Genomic DNA, 16,280 nt, shown 5'->3' on the forward strand with positions numbered 1-16,280 from the left:
GGAGATCACGGTCTTTACGAAAGACGTGTCTTGCGAAGGAGCAACCCCATGACCCAGTCCGTGATCGTCGCCGGTGCGCGAACCCCGATCGGCCGCCTCCTCGGTGGCCTGAAGACCCTCTCGGGCTCGGACCTCGGTGGTCTGGCCATCAAGGGAGCCCTCGAGAAGGCGGGCGTGACCGGCGACCAGGTCGACTACGTGATCATGGGGCAGGTTCTCGGCGCCGGAGCCGGCCAGGTGCCGGCCCGCCAGGCCGCGTTCAAGGGCGGCATCCCGCTGACGACACCGTCCATCACGATCAACAAGGTGTGCCTGTCGGGCATCAACGCGATCGCGCTCGCCGACCAGCTGATCCGCGCGGGCGAGCACGAGATCATCGTCGCCGGCGGCCAGGAGTCGATGACGCAGGCACCGCACATGCTGCTGGGATCGCGTGAGGGCACCAAGTACGGCGACACCAAGCTGACCGACCACATGGCGTACGACGGCCTGTGGGACGCGCTCACCGACCAGGCCATGGGTGGTCTGACCGAGCAGATCAACGCCGACGGCACCAAGCTCAGCCGCGAGGAGCAGGACGCGTTCAGCGCCCGCTCGCACCAGCTCGCCGCGACGGCGCAGAAGAACGGCGTCTTCGACGAGGAGATCGTCCCGGTCGAGATCCCGCAGCGCAAGGGCGATCCGATCGTCGTCAGCGCCGACGAGGGTGTCCGCGGTGACACCACGGTCGAGTCGCTCGGCAAGCTCCGCCCCGCCTTCAGCAAGGAGGGCACGATCACCGCTGGCTCGGCGAGCCAGATCTCCGACGGTGCCGCCGCGGTCGTCGTCATGAGCAAGGCCAAGGCCGAGGAGCTCGGACTGTCGTGGATCGCCGAGATCGGCGCCGCCGGCGTCGTGGCCGGCCCCGACTCGAGCCTGCAGCTGCAGCCTGCCAACGCGATCGCCAATGCCGCAGCCAAGGAGGGCATCGCGGTCAGCGACATCGACCTGTTCGAGCTCAACGAGGCATTCGCCGCGGTCGGCATCGAGAGCACCCGCGCGATGGGCATCTCCGAGGACAAGGTCAACGTCAACGGCGGGGCCATCTCGCTGGGCCACCCGATCGGCGCGAGCGGCGCCCGGATCGTCCTGCACCTCGCGCTCGAGCTGGGCCGCCGCGGTGGCGGCATCGGCGCGGCCGCGCTGTGCGGCGGCGGCGGCCAGGGTGACGCCCTGATCATCCGCGTCCCCAAGAAGTAGTCCCCAGACGGTGAGCCGAGGCAGCCGCGCCATTCCCGTCGCCGAGCTCGTGGAACGTGCGCGAGCCGGCGAAGCCCGGGCCGTGGCGCGGCTGATCTCGTTGGTCGAGGACCGTTCGCCGTCCCTGCGCGAGGTCAGCGCAGCGCTGACTCCGCACACCGGCTCGGCGCACATCGTCGGCATCACGGGGTCACCGGGCGTCGGGAAGTCGACCTCCACCTCGGCCCTGGTCACCGCGCTCCGCGCCCAGGGCAAACGGGTCGGCGTGCTTGCGGTCGACCCCACGTCGCCGTTCTCCGGGGGAGCGCTGCTCGGAGACCGCGTACGCATGCAGGATCACGCGACGGACCACGGCGTCTACATACGCTCGATGGCGAGTCGGGGACACCTCGGCGGGCTCTCGGCGTCGGCGCCGCAGGCGTTGCGGGTGCTGGACGCCGCGGGCTGCGACGTCGTACTCGTCGAGACCGTCGGCGTCGGCCAGTCGGAGGTCGAGATCGCCGGGCTGGCCGACACCACGCTCGTGCTGCTGGCTCCGGGCATGGGCGACGGCATCCAGGCGGCCAAGGCCGGCATCCTCGAGATCGGTGACATCTTCGTCGTCAACAAGGCCGATCGGGACGGCGCCCAGTCGACCCGTCGCGAGCTGCGCTCGGTCATCTCGATGACGGAGCGGGACGACAGCGCGTGGAAGCCGCCGATCGTGCTGACCGTGGCGACCAGGGGAGAAGGTGTCGACGAGGTGGCGGAGCAGATCGCCGCGCATCGCGAGCACCTCGGCGGGTCAGGGGAGCTCGAGCGCCGGCGCCTGGCGCGGCTGCGGCGGGAGATCGAGGCGCTCGCGCTGACCGAGGTGCAGTCCAGGTTCGCCGGTCTGTCGGGTGACGCCCGCCTCGACACGCTCGCTGAGCAGGTCCTGGCCGGCGAGACCGACCCGTTCGCGGCCGCCGACACCCTCGTCGAGCACGTCTGACGGGGCCTTTCGACCCGGACTCGCCGCCTCGGCGCGCCTTCGCGGCATGTCCAGGGGTCTTCGACACAATGGTCGGGTGCTCAAGAAGGTCTTCCTCCTGCTGCTCGTCGGCTTCGTGATCTATTACTTGTTGTCGACCCCAGCCGATGCTGCCGACTTCGTGAGCAGCTCCTTCGGCGGGATCATGGACGCCTTCCAGCGGGTGGGCGTGTTCGTCAACGAGCTCGTCAACTAGGTCTCTGATGTTCCGGGCGCTGCTCGACCGACTGCCCGACCAGGAGATCGACAGCCATCTCCTCGCCGACGAGGGCGAAGTCGTGATCGACCTCGTACGCCACCACAACATCGTGTTCTGGAAGCCCATCGCCGAGGGCGTCGGCACCGTCGTGCTGTGGACCCTGGCCGTCATCGGCCCGATCCAGCTCGGCTGGCTGTTCATCGTCGGCGGCCTGGGCCTCGCGCTGCACGCGCTCTACCTCGCGATGCGCGAGCGGCGCGACGTCTTCGTCGTCACCAACATGCGCGTGTTCAGGGCGACCGGAGTGTTCTCGGTTCGCATCGCCACGATGCCGATCACCCGCATCCTCGACATCACGGTCGAGAAGCCGCTGCTCGGCCGCCTCCTCGGCTACGGCCATTTCATCTTCGAGTCCGCAGCCCAGGCCCAAGGGCTCCGCCACATCCGCTACATCGGTGATCCCGATGCGCGTGACCTCACCATCCAGCGAGTCGTACAGCGCTCGGGTCTGCGCGGCCGCACGATCGAGCAACGCCTGTTGGAAGGGAGCTGATCGACACCCGCCACGCCCCGTTCGCGCCAGTTCATACACTGGGCGCATGAACTTCTCGCGCCCCGGCGCCATCGACCTGTCCGCGCTGAAGCAGCCCGCGGCTCGTCCCGGCCAGCCCGCATCCGGCAGTGGGTCGTACGTCGTCGACATCACCGAGCAGAACTTCCAGACCGAGGCCCTGCAGGCCTCGATGAACTACGTGGTCGTCCTGAGCCTCTGGTCGCCACGCTCACCGCAGAGCGAGAGCTTCAACGCCCTGCTCGGCAACCTGATCTCCCAGTACGGCGGCCAGATCGTCCTGGCGCAGGTCGACATCGACGCCAACCCCACGATCGCGCAGGCGCTCCAGGCCCAGGCCGTGCCCCTGGTCGTCGGACTCGTCAAGGGGCAGCCCGTGCCGCTGTTCCAGGGCACGGTCGACGAGGCGGAGGCGCGTCGCTACTTCGACGAGCTCGTCAACGTCGCCGCACAGAACGGTGTGACCGGGCGGGCGCAGTCGAACGGTGAGAGCGCCGACGCCCCGGAGGACGTCGAGGAGCCTGAGGACCCCAGGTTCGCCGCGGCCGATGAGGCGTTCGCCGCGAGCGACTTCGACACCGCGGTCGCCGAGTACGAGAAGCTGCAGGCGCAGTACCCCGCCGACACCGAGATCTCCGAGCGGCTGGCCGGCGTCAAGCTCCTCGCTCGCACGCAGGGAGCCGACCTGCAAGCTGCTCGCAAGGCGGCAGCCGACGCGCCTGACGATCTTGACGCGCAGATGCTGGTGGCCGACCTCGATGTCAGCGGCGGCCACGTCGACGACGCCTTCGACCGGCTGATCCAGCTCGTCAAGCGAACCTCCGGTGACGATCGGGAGCGCGTACGCCAGCGACTCCTCGACCTGTTCACTGTCGTCGGCGTCGCCGATCCGCGCGTCGCGACGGCCCGCCGGGCTCTCGCCTCGGCGCTTTTCTGACCCGTTCGGCGGACGCCGCCAACGTCAACCTGTCCGGTCGGGGGCTCGATCCCCGATAGGCTCACGGCGGCGTCAGTCGTTGGTGCCCCGAGAGGGAGTGTGGAGATGCGCAAGAGGCTGGGTTGGGCACTTTCCGTGCTCGGCGTCCTCGTCGCGATCCTCGGACTCGCCGTCATGGTGCTGCTCGGACCGGACAGCCGGTTCTCGACCGGCCCGCACCCGGTCGACACCGACGGGATCGCGATCGTCACTGCCCCCAAGGTCATCTCCTGGGCCGATGTGCAGGTCGACCTGCTCGCCGAGGTGCCGGTGCGGAAGCCGGTCTTCGTCGGCATCGCCAACAGCGTCGACGTGCAGAACTACGTCGGCAAGACCCAGCGCCTCGAGGTCACCGGCTTCGAGACGCCTTGGAACGTCCACACCCGCGAGGTCAAGGGCAAGGCCAACCTGCCGAGCGCCCCGACCGCGATCGACTGGTGGATCGAGCAGTCGGCCGGACTCGGCGGCGCCAGCATCAGCACGCAGCTGCCTGATGAGACGGTCTCGGCCGTGATCCTCTCGGTCGGCTCGACCAACCTCTCGGGTGTCGAGGTCACGCTGGCGTACGGCCTCAAGGGCGGCTTCTACAAGGGCATCGCCCTGCTGCTGCTCGGGCTCGCAGCGATCTGGTCCGGCTGGTGGCTCCGTCGCGACGCCGGGATGTGGCTGGCCCCCGCCTACGAGGAAGGCCCGATCATCGAGGAAGAGGTCGTCTACGTCTACGTCGACGAGGAGGGCGTCGAGCACGAGATGTCGGCGGAGGAAGCGGAGCAGTACGACGTCGTCGACGAGTCCGTCGAGATCGTCGCCGATGCGCCTGAGGACGCCGAGCCCGAAGCCGAGCCCCAGGAGCCCGAGGCCGAGCCGGATGCCGAGCTCGAGGAACCTGAGCCGGAACCGGCCAAGCCCCGGATCCCCGGCGTCATGACGGCCGCAGAGATCGCGGCCGGCGCCGAGCCGGAACCTGTGTCCATACCGGAGCCCGAACCCGCGCCGGAGCCGGCCGGCGACGACCGGGTGGTCTACATCTTCGTCGACGAAGACGGCGTGGAGCACGAGGTGAGCGCGGACGAGCTCGGCGACTTCGAGATCGTCGACGAGGAGGAGGAGCCATGAGACGACTGGCCCTGCTCGCGCTGACCTGCGCGCTGGTGCTGTCGGCGTGCGCCGTCCCGCACCGTCGCGGCGACGTCACGCTCGAGAAGACCGCGGCGCGCAAGTCCGAGGTGACGGCGGTGTTCAACCAGTACCGGAAGGTCCGCAACACCGCGATCGAGCTGCTCGACGCCAAACCCCTGTCGATCGTCGAGAGCGGACCGGTGCTCGCGATCGACTCCGGCTCGTTTGCCGTGTCGCAACGGCTCGCCAAGACGCAGAAGCAGGACACCGCCTCGGTCGAGGTCACTGACGTGCAGACGCCACGGTTCGGCACGTACCCCTTGTGGTTCTTCGCGGTCGTGCGCGACGCCAAGGCCGGCGTCAACCGGGTCCAGATCTTCGAGCGTGAGACGGCAGTCGAGCCGTGGCTGCTGGTGGCGAGTCCGGAGACGCTGGCCGACACGCCGATCCCGGACATTCGCCGTGAAGGCTCCCAGGCGATGACCGTCAAGCCTGGTGACGGTGTCGGGATGTCGATGTCAGCGACCGAGGCCGCCAAGGCGTACGCCGCATCGCTAGCCAACCCTTCCTCGCCCGACGCCGCCAAGGTGGCTGACGACGCGTTCATCAAGCAGATGCGCAAGACGGCGGAGAACAACTCCAAGCTCGGCGGCGTGAAGTTCACGCAGTCGTGGGCCAGCGATGACGTGAAGTTCGTGCTGCGCACCACCGACGGGGGAGCGCTGGCGTTCGTCACGTTGCTGCGGCTCGACACCTACGAGGTCAAGGATGGCCTCACGGTCAGCTGGCCTGATGGCACCCCGCAGAAGGCATTTCTTTCCTCGGGCATCTCCAGCTCGGGCAAGCTGCGCTACTACCACCAGGTGCTGATGTACATCCCCGGCGGGAGCGGAAAGCCCCGCGCGATCGGCCAGTACGGCGGCGTCGTGAGTGCCGATGCGCAGTGAGATGCGGATGGGGGCCCTCACCCGCTACGATGGTCGAGTTGCACGACGTTGGATTCTACGGCTGATCGAGTTCCGCAAGGTAGCTAGTTCTTCTCGCAGGTTTTAAATGTGTGTCGCGACAGTCGCTCGCGAAAGACGTGAGCGGCACTCGCCAAAGAGGAGAAACAAACATGGCTACAGGAACCGTCAAGTGGTTCAACGCTGACAAGGGCTTTGGATTCATCGCCCCCGACGACGGCAGCGAAGACGTTTTCGCGCACTTCAGCGCCATCGCGACCAGCGGCTACCGCTCGCTGGACGAGAACCAGAAGGTCGAGTTTGACGTCGAGCAGGGCCAGAAGGGCCTGCAGGCGACGAACATCCGTCCCCTCTGATCTTCTTGATCTGAAGTAGCACCTACGAAGGCCCGGGAGCTTGCTCCCGGGCCTTCGTCATGCCCGGACACTCCAGCGGGGTTATTCGGCGGCTTTGGGGGCTTCGCGGTAGGTCGGCAGCGATCCGGACTCGACCGCGTCGAGCAGCTCGATGGCGGCCGCGGCAGCGTTCGCGCGTACGGTCGCCGGGTCGCACCACCGTACGGACTTGATCTCGGTGGCCTGCAGCGTCATGCCCTCGGTGATCGAGCTGTCGACGACTCCGAGGTCGAACAAGAAGATGCATGCGTCGTCCCACCCGCGCCACGCCGGCAGCCAGTTGACCGTGATGAGGTCGCGGACCTCGACCGTGATGCCGAGCTCCTCCTCGAGCTCGCGGACGAGCCCGAGCGAGGGCGCCTCCCCGACCTCGACGACGCCACCGGGCAGGTCCCATTCCCGTTTGTAGGTCAGCTCGCAGAGCAGGACCCGGCCGCGCTCGTCGCGGAGCAGGCCCTGGCTGATGACCCGCTTGGTGGGCAGCCCCGCATTGAGGATCGCGATGAACCCGTCGCGGCTGTGCGGCTCCGGGTCGCCGACGATCCGCGCGAGCAGCGCCCGGTCGGGATCGTCGCCGGCGCCGCGGAGGACACCTTCGCGCCGCATGCCGGCGATCGACGCTGCGCGGACGTCGCTGAGTCGCTCGATCGGGACACGGGCCTCGACCCGCGTCATGCCGAGGTCGTCGAAGGCGTACGCCAGGGCGAGGCGGAGCGCCCGGACCGCGACCGGGATGTTGTCGGTGCCGGCGTTCCAACGGATCGACGCGGTGCGTCCGTCCTCGCCGCGGAGCGCGACGGTGCCGACCCGTTCGCCGTCGAGCATGATCGCGAATCCGGTGAACTCCTCGGAGCCGGACGTCGGCTCGAGCACGAGGTCGCCGTCGCGGAGGGTCTCGGTCACGCGTTCAGGCTACCGACCCTCCGCGGGCGACTCTCTGCGTACCTAGCCGATCGGGCCCGCCTTGAGGGTGACCGTCGCGGTGTGGTTCGTGCCGGAGGAGTCGGTCCACGACACGTTGACCGACTTCCCGGCCTCGACGCCGGCCACGAGGTTGGACAGCTGTGACGCGGACGTGATCGACGAACCGTTGAACGCGGTGATCGTGCTGCCCCGGGTGATGCCGGCGGACTCGGCCGCCGATCCGTCGACGGTGCCGGCCACGAGCGCTCCGTCGGCCTCGCCGAAGGCCTGCGCCATCTGCACGCCGAGGAATCCGGTGCTCCCGACGTGCACCGTGCTGCTCTCGTTGCCGTTCTCGATCTGTGCGGCGATCGTGAGTGCCTGCTCGATCGGGATGGCGTACCCGGTCACGTCGGTGCTACCGCTCGAGGCCGCGGTGTTCATGCCGATGACCTCGCCGTCGCTGTCGTAGAGCGCACCGCCGGAGTCGCCGGCAATGATGTCGGCGGAGACCTTGATCAGACCGCTGAGCCGCTCCGATGCGCCGCCGGCATCCGACCGCACCGTGATCGACTGGTTGAGGGCCGCCACGGTGCCGGCCGACGCGCTGGCCGGGCCACCGTCACCGTTGGCGTTGCCGACGCCGGTGACCTTGTCGCCGACCTGCACTGCGCTGGACGTGTCGGGCTTGATCGTGGTGAGCCCGGAGGCGTTCTGGAGCTGCAGCACCGCGACGTCGTGCGCGGAGTCGTAGCCGATCACCGCGGCGCGGTACGTCTTGCCGGTCGACACGACCTGGACGCTGATCGCCGTGGCACCCGCGACCACGTGGTGGTTCGTCAGGATCTCGCCGTCTGAGGTCAGGATCATCCCGGTCCCCGCCGCCTGGCCGACGCCGTAGTCGACGGTCGTGTTGATGTAGACCAGGCCGGCTTCCTGCGCCGCCGTGGCGTCAGTCGTGCCCTGGAGGGTCTCCAGCGACCGAGCCTGCGGATCGAGCGGCAGGACCGTGGCATCCCGATGTGACTGGTTGCCGGTCGGCAGCTGGGCCTGGGTCGACGCGGTGGTCGTCGAGCTGTCGTCCGCCTGTGCGGCGTACGCGAGTCCCGAGACCCCGAGGATTGCCGCGCCGGCCATGGCGGCGATGCCGGCGCGACCCGGACGTCGATGCGTACGCGCGTGCGTGGGCGGTTGGGGGTTGGATGTCTGGGTGTCCGGCTGATCGTTCATGGCGTGCTCCTCATTGAGTCCTGTCCTCGACTCAAGTCCGGATTGGTATGGGAACGCTGTGAGCCGGCACAACTTGTGGTGAGAGTTGGTTGCGTACGCTCGTGGGATGAGTGAGGAGCGAGCAGTCGCCGCCGTCGAGGACACTGGAATCGCGTACGAGGTGACCCGTCACGGCCCGGTCGGCTCGCTCGCGGAGGCGGCAGCCGCACGCGGCATCGAGCCGAGGCAGCTGGTCAAGAGCCTGGTCGTCCGCCGTGCGGATGACGACTTCCTGTTCGTTCTGGTGCCGGGCGACCGGACGATCTCATGGCCCAAGCTGCGCCAGCTCCTCGGCGTGTCCCGGCTGTCGATGCCAGACGCGGCGATCGCGCTGGAGGCCACGGGCTACGAGCGCGGGACTATCACGCCATTCGGGTCCCTTCGCGCGTGGCCCGTCGTTGTCGACGAGCGGGTGAGCGGGACCATCTCGGTCGGTGGAGGGGCCCATGGCGTCGGCATCACGGTCGACGCAGCGGACCTGGTCCAGGCACTGGATGCGCAGGTCGCGGACGTCTCCGAACCGCAATAGGCCCTGCTGTTTCCGCGCCCGCGGAGCCGAGACGGTGCGATGATCGACCATGACCGACACCGAGCTCGACACCGCCTGCGCGGAGTTCGATCGCGCCGTCACGCAGCGCGATCACGACGTCGCGGAGCGCATCCTGCACCCGGAGTTCGCACTTGTCCTGGTGCATCCGACCCCCGCTGTCATGCCTCGCCAGCGATGGCTCGAGACGCTCGACGGCTACATCGTCGACGAGTGGGAGGTCGAGGAGGCGCTTCTGGACTCGAGTGACGACATCGCGTCCGTGCTCCGACGGGTTCGTATGCAGGCCACGGTGCTCGGCGAGGACCGCAGCGGCACGTTCATCGTCAGCGACACCTGGCTCCGCACAGGGCTCGGATGGCAGGTCTGGCGACGCCACTCGACCCCGCTCCAGGCGGGACGCATGCCCGGGGCGTGAGCACCTCTGACGTACTCGCAGTATCCCGTGGACCGTGACCTGTGCCACGATGCCACGGTGGAACTCGACGACCTGCTCTGGATGCTGACGGCCCTGGCCGCTGTCGTCGTCCTTCTGACGCGGATGCGACTGTCCGCGACGGGCCGGCAACCAGGCCATGCCCAGATCCCCGGAACGATCCTCAACGCACACACTGTGCTCGGTGTGGCCGCACTTGCGGTCTGGATCTACTACCTGACCTCACCGAGTGACGTGCTCGGCATCCTGGCCCTGGTCGTGTGGTGGGTCGAGGTCGTCGTCGGCATCCTGATCCTGGCGCGGTGGCTTCCTGGCACGGGCAGGCACGCAGCCCCGGCAGTTGATGACAGCTGGGCCGAGGGGCCGTACCTCTCGATCCTGGGGCATGTGGGTCTGTTGTTCGGTGTCATCTTCTTCACGTACTGCGTGCTCGCGGGACAAGTCAGCTAGGTTCATGCTTGACCTCAACCTTGGTTGAGGTTGTTGGCTGGTGTCGAGATCATCGGACACCACCAAGGAGCACCACATGCCCCGAGCACTCATCACCGGCGGTTCGGCCGGCCTCGGCCACGCGCTGGCCGCAGGCCTGGTCGCACGTGGCTGGGACGTCGTCATCACCGGCCGCGACCAGGCCCGGGTCACGACCGTCGCCCGACAGCTGGGCCCTCACGTCATAGCCGTGTCAGGCGATGTGACCGACGCCTGGCACCGAGCCGCGCTCGCGGAGGTCGCGACCGATGGCCTCGACCTGCTCGTCAACAACGCGAGCACCCTTGGCGTGAGCCCGCTCCTGCCGGTGCTCGAGCTGGACGATCAGGTGTGGCGTGACGTCTGGGAGACGAATGTCGTCGCGCCGACGGCGCTGATCCGTGCGCTCCGCCCATCCCTCAATCCTGGGGCGGCGGTCATCAACATCACGTCGGACGCCGCGGCGGAGCACTACGAGACGTGGGGCGCGTACGGGGCCAGCAAGGCTGCGCTCGAGCACCTCACGCTGACCCTTGCCGCGGAGGAACCGGATGTGCGGTGGTGGACCGTCGACCCGGGCGACATGCGTACGCAGATGCATCAGGACGCCTTCCCCGGCGAGGACATCTCGGACCGACCACTGCCAGAAAGCGTCGTGCCGGCCTTCCTGGCGCTGCTCGACCAGCGGCCACCCAGCGGGCGCTACCGCGCGGCCGAGCTCGTTCCGGCGAATGCAGGCGTCTGACATGACGAAGCTCGACATCTCGCCCCTGACGACGTTCGCGCCACCCGGCAATCGCACGGCACCCTCGCCGGCCGAAGCGCGCGGGCTGCACCGCGACGACGTACGCCTGCTGGTGGCGCACGGCGACCGGTTGAGGCATGCCAATTTCGGCGACCTGGCCGAGCATCTGGAGCCGGGCGATCTCGTGGTCGTCAATGCGTCGCAGACCGTCGCAGGCGAGGTCGACGCCGTGCTGGCGGGCCACGGGGCGTCGAACGGCGAGGTCGTGGTGCATGTCGCGACCGACCTGCGTGACGGAACCTGGGTCGTCGAGGTGCGTACGGCACCCGACGCCGCGTGGGCCGTGCTCGACGCCGCGGCCGGCCAGAGCTTGACGCTGACGGGTGTCGGCGAGCGGGCCGTGCTCACCCTGCTCGAGCCGTATCCCCGCGAGGACTCATCACCCACCGGCACCGGCAACCGGCTCTGGCGCGCTGGGTCCGCCGGGGAGACCGATCTGCCGGCGCTGCTCGCACGCGTCGGGCGCCCGATCGCGTACGGGTATCTCGACCGGCGGTACCCGATCGACGACTACCGGACGATCTTCGGCACGACGCCGGGCAGCGCGGAGATGCCGAGCGCCGCCCGGCCGTTCACCCCGGAGGTCGTGACCCGGCTCGTGTCGCGCGGCATCGCGATCGCGCCGATCCTGCTGCACACCGGCGTCTCGTCGCAGGAAGCCGGAGAGGCGCCGCAACCCGAGTGGTTCGAGGTCAGCGAGTCGACCGCGCGACTGGTGAACGCCACGCGGGCCGGGGGAGGGCGCATCATCGCCGTCGGCACCACCGTCACCAGGGCGCTCGAGTCTGCCGTGCAGGGCGCGGCCGGCCGCGCGCAGGTCCGGGCGAGCGAGGGCTGGACCGATCGTGTCGTGACGCGTGACGCGCCGCCGCTGGTGGTCGATGGGCTCATCACGGGCTGGCACGATCCTGCGGCGTCCCACCTGCTGCTCGTCGAAGCCGTCGCGGGTCCACGTGTGACCCAGGTGGCGTACGACGCCGCGGTGGAGCACGGCTACCACTGGCACGAGTTCGGCGACTCGGCGCTGCTGCTGCCCGAGCGGGCTGAGGCCCTCGCCGCCTGACCGCAAAGAATTGTTTGCAAAGAGTCCTTTGCAGTCGTACGCTCGCGGGATGAGCCTCACCAACAAGGTCGTCGAGGACCTGGACACCCTCAAGGCAGTCTCGCACCCGCTCCGGATGCAGCTGCTCGGCGCGCTGCGTCGACTGGGACCCTCGACGGCATCCGAGCTGGCCCGTGAGCTGGGGGAGTCGAGCGGCTCGACGTCGTACCACCTGCGCCAGCTCGAACGCTTCGGCTTCGTGAGCGACGACGACGAGCAACCGTCGGGCCGGGAGCGGCGCTGGAAGTCGTTGTACGACCTGACGACCTATCCGGCAGCGTTGGCCGATCTCGACGGCGGCCGGGAGTATCTCGACGTCGTCCGTCGGCGTCAGGAGGAGCACCTTCGGGAGGGGCTCCGGGCGTGGACCGAGCACCGCCCCGGCATCGGCATGAGCGACTACTCGCTGGCGCTCGATCCGGACGACCTCGAGGCGCTGGAGCAGGAGATCTTCGCGGTCGTGCAGCGGTACGCCGCCAAGAAGGGCTCAGAGCGAGTCACCCTGCACGTCCTCACCCTTCCCAGGACCTCGATGAGCGAGCGCGGCGAATGACTCTGCGGACGCGCTTCTGGCTGCTCGCGGCGCTGCGCTGGCTGCCGACAGGGTTCATCATCCCGGTCAGCGCGCTTCTGCCGCTCGAGCGTGGCCTCACGATCGCGGAGTATGGCGCGGTGGCCGCGACCCAGGGGTTCGTCGTGCTGCTGCTCGAGCTGCCGACCGGCGGCTTTGCCGATGCGCTCGGTCGCAAGCCCGTCTTCGTCGCCTCGGCGGCGGTCGCCCTCGCGTCGTACGTCATGTACGCCCTCGCGCACGCGCCGCTCGCTTTCATGGCCGCGAGCGCGCTGAGCGGGGTCTTCCGTGCGCTCGACAGCGGCCCGCTCAGTGCGTGGTTCGTCGACGCCGTCCATGAGGACGAATCAGTCACGAACCGCAGCAAGACGGTCGTTCGGGGGCTGTCGGGCTATGCCAGCGTCGTCGGCGCGTCGATCGCAGCGGGGGCGGTCATCTCCGGACTTTTCATCGCGTGGGCACCGCTGGGCAGGGAGAACTCGCTCGCCCTGCCGTTCTGGATCGCCGCGGCCCTCGCGGTCGTCCAGATCATCGTCGCCTCGGTGATCATGCATGAGGACCGATCGGCCCGGGTCGCAGGTGTTTCCCGTTCGATCCGGGCCACACCACGGGTCGTGCTCGACGGCGTACGCCTGTTGTGGCGGTCCCGAGTGCTGCGAGCGCTCGTCGCGGTCGAGCTGTTCTGGGGCTTCGGCATGATCGCGTTCGAGTCGTTCATGCCCATCCGGCTGTCCGAGCTGCTCTCCGACCGCGACCAGGCCGCGGCGATCATGGGCCCCGTCACGGCCGCGGCATGGGGCGTCTCCGCAGTCGGCGCCGCAGCGGTGCCCCTGCTGCTGCGCCGCTGGAGCATGGTCGGTGTCTCGGTCGCGCTACGACTCGCGCAGGGCGCCACCGTCGTCGGCATGGGCCTGGCAATGGGCCCCGTCGGTCTGATCCTGGGGCTCTTCGCGACGTACGCCGTGCACTCCGCGGCCGGCGCGATCTACGAGACGTTGCTGCACGAGCAGGTCGGCAAGGAGAACCGGGCGACCGTGCTGTCGCTGGCGTCCATGGCGATGCAGCCGGCCGGATCGATCGGCGCGATCACGCTGGGCATGATCGCGACCGGCGCGTCGACAGGATTCGCGATCGTCGTCGGCGGGATCGTGCTCGCGCTGGCAGCGCCGCTGTTCCTCGTACGGGAGCCGGTCAGCGCGGGGGCGGCAGGTCGTCGCGACGGCGCTCGGTCCGCTGACCGTTGATGATGAGGCTGACGATGATGCCGAGGGCGCCAGCAGCCATCAGGATCCAGCCGACAGTCGTGAGCTCCACGTCCTGGATGTTGTCCCGCACCGCGAAGGCGAGGATGCCGCCAAGGGCCAGGAGAAATATGGATCCACCGATGTACATGTGCGTTACCTTCCCTCAGGGAACTTCCCTTCGACGGTAGCGCCGGGCCGGCAGGCTCGCATTCCGGAGAGCGTCAGGGTGGCGGGATCTCGCCGGAACCGCGGACGAGAAACGACGTCGGCACGACGATCTGCTGAACCGGTTCGGTGTCCCCGCCGATGCGGGCCAGGAGGCGTTCAGCGGCCATCCGCCCGATGAGGTGCGGATCCTGGGCGATGACGCTGATCGCGGGGGAGACCAGGTCGCCGAGCGAGATGTCGTCGAACCCGACGACGGCGATCTCGTGCTCGAGGCCGAGGCTCCGCAACGCGCGTACGACGCCGATCGTCACGAGGTTCTGCGCCGCGAAGATCGCCGTCGGCGCCGGGCTCGACTGCAGCATCGCGCGGGTCGCGGTCTCGGCGAGGTACTCGTTGGACAGGTCCTGGACGACGTGGGTCGCGGCGCGGGCGGCCCAGCACGCCTGGCGATAGCCCTCAAGGCGCAGGCGGGCGGTGGGCAGGAACTGCCGGTCGCCCATGAACGCGATGTGCCGGTGACCGTACGAGATCAGGTGCTCCGTTGCGAGCCGGGCGCCGCTCTCGTTGTCGACCACGACGGTGTCGGTCTCGATGCCGTCCACCCCACGGTCGACCAGCACGATGGGCATGCCGGCGTCCATCTCGTGTTGCAGTGCCGTCGGGTCGGGACCTGCGGGCATCACGATGAGGCCGTCGACCTGGTACGACCCCATGGTCGGCACGAGCTCCCGCTCCCGCTCGGGATCCTCGTCGAGGCTGGCCGAAAGCACCGCGAAACCGGCGGCGCCCGCGGCGTCCTCAACGCCACGGTGGACCTGGGCGTCGAACGGGTTGGACACGTCGCCGAGCAGGAGGCCGATGCTCAGGGTGCGGCGATCCGCACGACGGAGTGAGCCCGCGCTGACGTCGCGCCGGTAGGCGAGGCGTTCGACGGCAGCGCGTACGCGAGCGGCCGTGGCCTCGCCGACGTAGCCCTCGCCGTTGACGACGCGCGAGACCGTCTTGATGCCGACGCCGGCTTCACGCGCGACGTCCTTCATCGTGGCCCGCTGTCGCGGGGCTGGTTTGGGTGACAACGGTGTCATGCATCACACCCTACCCTTGACGGCGGGCAAACGTGTGAGGTAGAACACTGTATGACAACGATGTCAGACGGTCTGGCGTTGTGAGAGGAATCATCGTGAAAACACCATCTGCCCACCGGCGCCGTTTCGCAGCCGCCGCGGTTGCCGTGCTGGCATCCACGCTGGTGCTCTCGGCGTGCGGCGGCTCCGACTCCGGCTCGGGCGGCAAATCGTCCGACGTCGGCGTCTCGCTCATCGTCAAGACGACCAGCAACCCGTTCTTCGTGGCGATGCAGAACGGCGCCAAGAAGGCCGCCAAGGAGAACGGCGTCGACCTCAAGCTCGCTGCCGGCAAGACTGACGGCGACGAGGACACCCAGATCCAGGCCATCGAGAACGCGATCTCGCTGGGCCAGAAGGGCATCCTCATTACGCCCAACGGTCCCGCCGTCGTCGACGCGATCGAGAAGGCCCGCGACGCCGGCCTGTTCGTGATCGCCCTCGACACCCCGCCCGACCCGGCTGACGCGGTCGACATCACGTTCGCGACCGACAACTTCAAGGCCGGCGAGTCGATCGGCTCCTGGACCGCCAAGAAGCTGAATGGCGAGAAGGCCGTCATCGCGATGCTCGACCTGTTCAACGACAAGGTCGTCTCGGTCGACTACAACCGCGACCAGGGCTTCCTGACCGGAATGGGCATCCCCACGAAGGACAAGAACAAGAACGGCGACGAGGCCAAGGCCGGCAGCTACAGCGGCGGTGACTACCAGATCGTCTGCAACGAGGCGACCAACGGCGCCGAGGACGGCGGCACGACCGCCATGGAGACCTGCCTGTCGAAGAACCCCGACATCAACGTGGTCTACACGATCAACGAGCCCGCGGCCTACGGCGCGTACCAGGCGCTGAAGAGTGCGGGCAAGGAGAAGGGCGTCACGATCGTGTCGGTCGACGGCGGCTGCGCCGGCGTCGGCTACGTCAAGGACGGCATCATCGGCGCGACTGCTCAGCAGTACCCGCTGGAGATGGCGGCCAAGGGCGTCGCGGCGATCGCGAAGCTGGCGAAGGACGGCGAGAAGCCCAAGACCACTGAGGGTCTGGACTTCTTCGACACCGGCGTCAAGCTCGTGACGGACGACCCGCAGGACGGTGTGGAGAGCGTCGACACCGCAGCAGGCAAGTCGACCTGCTGGGGCTGAGTGCTCAAGGCGGGGTGCCCTCCCG

At 68.7% G+C, this 16,280-nt stretch carries 20 protein-coding genes; 16 read left to right on the plus strand and 4 right to left on the minus strand.

Features of this window, described 5'->3' with window-relative positions; translation table 11 throughout:
* The first annotated feature begins 48 nt into the window (after positions 1-48).
* From AC1DVU_RS07945 to AC1DVU_RS07980, 8 genes are all read left to right on the plus strand, one after another.
* Complete coding sequence (locus tag AC1DVU_RS07945; protein ID WP_476921899.1) at positions 49-1,239, plus strand: acetyl-CoA C-acetyltransferase; 1,191 nt, start codon at positions 49-51, stop codon at positions 1,237-1,239.
* Between the two features lie 10 nt (positions 1,240-1,249).
* Positions 1,250-2,212 carry a methylmalonyl Co-A mutase-associated GTPase MeaB gene (gene meaB, locus AC1DVU_RS07950; RefSeq protein ID WP_476921900.1) on the plus strand — a complete coding sequence of 321 codons (963 nt, stop codon included), beginning with the start codon at positions 1,250-1,252 and terminating at the stop codon, positions 2,210-2,212.
* Positions 2,213-2,288: 76 nt separating this feature from the next.
* Positions 2,289-2,447, plus strand: coding sequence for a hypothetical protein (locus AC1DVU_RS07955; protein ID WP_476921901.1), 159 nt, complete (start codon positions 2,289-2,291; stop codon positions 2,445-2,447).
* Positions 2,448-2,454: 7 nt separating this feature from the next.
* The gene (locus AC1DVU_RS07960) at positions 2,455-3,003 is read left to right on the plus strand and encodes a PH domain-containing protein (protein ID WP_476921902.1); all 549 of its coding nucleotides are present in this window, start codon (positions 2,455-2,457) and stop codon (positions 3,001-3,003) included.
* A 46-nt stretch (positions 3,004-3,049) separates the two neighbouring features.
* Complete coding sequence (locus AC1DVU_RS07965) at positions 3,050-3,958, plus strand: co-chaperone YbbN (RefSeq protein WP_476921903.1); 909 nt, start codon at positions 3,050-3,052, stop codon at positions 3,956-3,958.
* A 105-nt stretch (positions 3,959-4,063) separates the two neighbouring features.
* Positions 4,064-5,113 (plus strand): hypothetical protein, encoded by a 1,050-nt coding sequence (locus tag AC1DVU_RS07970; RefSeq protein WP_476921904.1) that lies wholly within the window; start codon positions 4,064-4,066, stop codon positions 5,111-5,113.
* On the plus strand, positions 5,110-6,063 hold the full coding sequence (locus tag AC1DVU_RS07975; protein ID WP_476921905.1) for a DUF8094 domain-containing protein: 954 nt from the start codon (positions 5,110-5,112) through the stop codon (positions 6,061-6,063). The genes AC1DVU_RS07970 and AC1DVU_RS07975 overlap by 4 nt, the downstream gene beginning before the upstream one ends.
* A 170-nt stretch (positions 6,064-6,233) precedes the next feature.
* Positions 6,234-6,437 (plus strand): cold-shock protein, encoded by a 204-nt coding sequence (locus AC1DVU_RS07980; RefSeq protein WP_056208020.1) that lies wholly within the window; start codon positions 6,234-6,236, stop codon positions 6,435-6,437.
* Between the two features lie 81 nt (positions 6,438-6,518).
* Here AC1DVU_RS07980 and AC1DVU_RS07985 read toward each other — a convergent pair whose 3' ends face one another.
* Positions 6,519-7,379: an NUDIX hydrolase gene (locus AC1DVU_RS07985; RefSeq protein WP_476921906.1), complete on the minus strand. Its 861-nt coding sequence runs from the start codon at positions 7,377-7,379 to the stop codon at positions 6,519-6,521.
* 42 nt (positions 7,380-7,421) lie between these two features.
* On the minus strand, positions 7,422-8,609 hold the full coding sequence (locus tag AC1DVU_RS07990; protein WP_476921907.1) for a S1C family serine protease: 1,188 nt from the start codon (positions 8,607-8,609) through the stop codon (positions 7,422-7,424).
* Positions 8,610-8,715: 106 nt separating this feature from the next.
* On the opposite strand from AC1DVU_RS07990, the gene AC1DVU_RS07995 reads away from it, so the two are divergent.
* From AC1DVU_RS07995 to AC1DVU_RS08025, 7 genes are all read left to right on the plus strand, one after another.
* Positions 8,716-9,177, plus strand: coding sequence for an aminoacyl-tRNA deacylase (locus tag AC1DVU_RS07995; protein WP_476921908.1), 462 nt, complete (start codon positions 8,716-8,718; stop codon positions 9,175-9,177).
* Between the two features lie 49 nt (positions 9,178-9,226).
* Positions 9,227-9,613: a nuclear transport factor 2 family protein gene (locus tag AC1DVU_RS08000; RefSeq protein ID WP_476921909.1), complete on the plus strand. Its 387-nt coding sequence runs from the start codon at positions 9,227-9,229 to the stop codon at positions 9,611-9,613.
* Positions 9,614-9,670: 57 nt separating this feature from the next.
* Positions 9,671-10,081 (plus strand): hypothetical protein, encoded by a 411-nt coding sequence (locus AC1DVU_RS08005; protein ID WP_476921910.1) that lies wholly within the window; start codon positions 9,671-9,673, stop codon positions 10,079-10,081.
* Between the two features lie 76 nt (positions 10,082-10,157).
* The gene (locus AC1DVU_RS08010; RefSeq protein WP_476921911.1) at positions 10,158-10,844 is read left to right on the plus strand and encodes an SDR family NAD(P)-dependent oxidoreductase; all 687 of its coding nucleotides are present in this window, start codon (positions 10,158-10,160) and stop codon (positions 10,842-10,844) included.
* 1 nt (position 10,845) lies between these two features.
* Entirely contained in the window at positions 10,846-11,967 is a 1,122-nt protein-coding gene (locus AC1DVU_RS08015) for an S-adenosylmethionine:tRNA ribosyltransferase-isomerase (RefSeq protein ID WP_476921912.1), read from the plus strand.
* A gap of 49 nt (positions 11,968-12,016) precedes the next feature.
* Entirely contained in the window at positions 12,017-12,559 is a 543-nt protein-coding gene (locus AC1DVU_RS08020) for a helix-turn-helix domain-containing protein (RefSeq protein ID WP_476921913.1), read from the plus strand.
* Complete coding sequence (locus tag AC1DVU_RS08025) at positions 12,556-13,821, plus strand: MFS transporter (RefSeq protein WP_476921914.1); 1,266 nt, start codon at positions 12,556-12,558, stop codon at positions 13,819-13,821. The genes AC1DVU_RS08020 and AC1DVU_RS08025 overlap by 4 nt, the downstream gene beginning before the upstream one ends.
* Here AC1DVU_RS08025 and AC1DVU_RS08030 read toward each other — a convergent pair.
* The gene (locus AC1DVU_RS08030) at positions 13,769-13,969 is read right to left on the minus strand and encodes a DUF6458 family protein (RefSeq protein WP_476921915.1); all 201 of its coding nucleotides are present in this window, start codon (positions 13,967-13,969) and stop codon (positions 13,769-13,771) included. The genes AC1DVU_RS08025 and AC1DVU_RS08030 overlap by 53 nt on opposite strands.
* Positions 13,970-14,042: 73 nt before the next feature.
* Positions 14,043-15,074, minus strand: coding sequence for a LacI family DNA-binding transcriptional regulator (locus tag AC1DVU_RS08035; RefSeq protein WP_476921916.1), 1,032 nt, complete (start codon positions 15,072-15,074; stop codon positions 14,043-14,045).
* A gap of 95 nt (positions 15,075-15,169) precedes the next feature.
* Between AC1DVU_RS08035 and AC1DVU_RS08040 the strand changes: the two genes are divergently transcribed.
* On the plus strand, positions 15,170-16,255 hold the full coding sequence (locus AC1DVU_RS08040; protein WP_476921917.1) for a substrate-binding domain-containing protein: 1,086 nt from the start codon (positions 15,170-15,172) through the stop codon (positions 16,253-16,255).
* Positions 16,256-16,280: the final 25 nt, after the last annotated feature.

The organism is Aeromicrobium sp. P2_G6 (assembly GCF_056403535.1).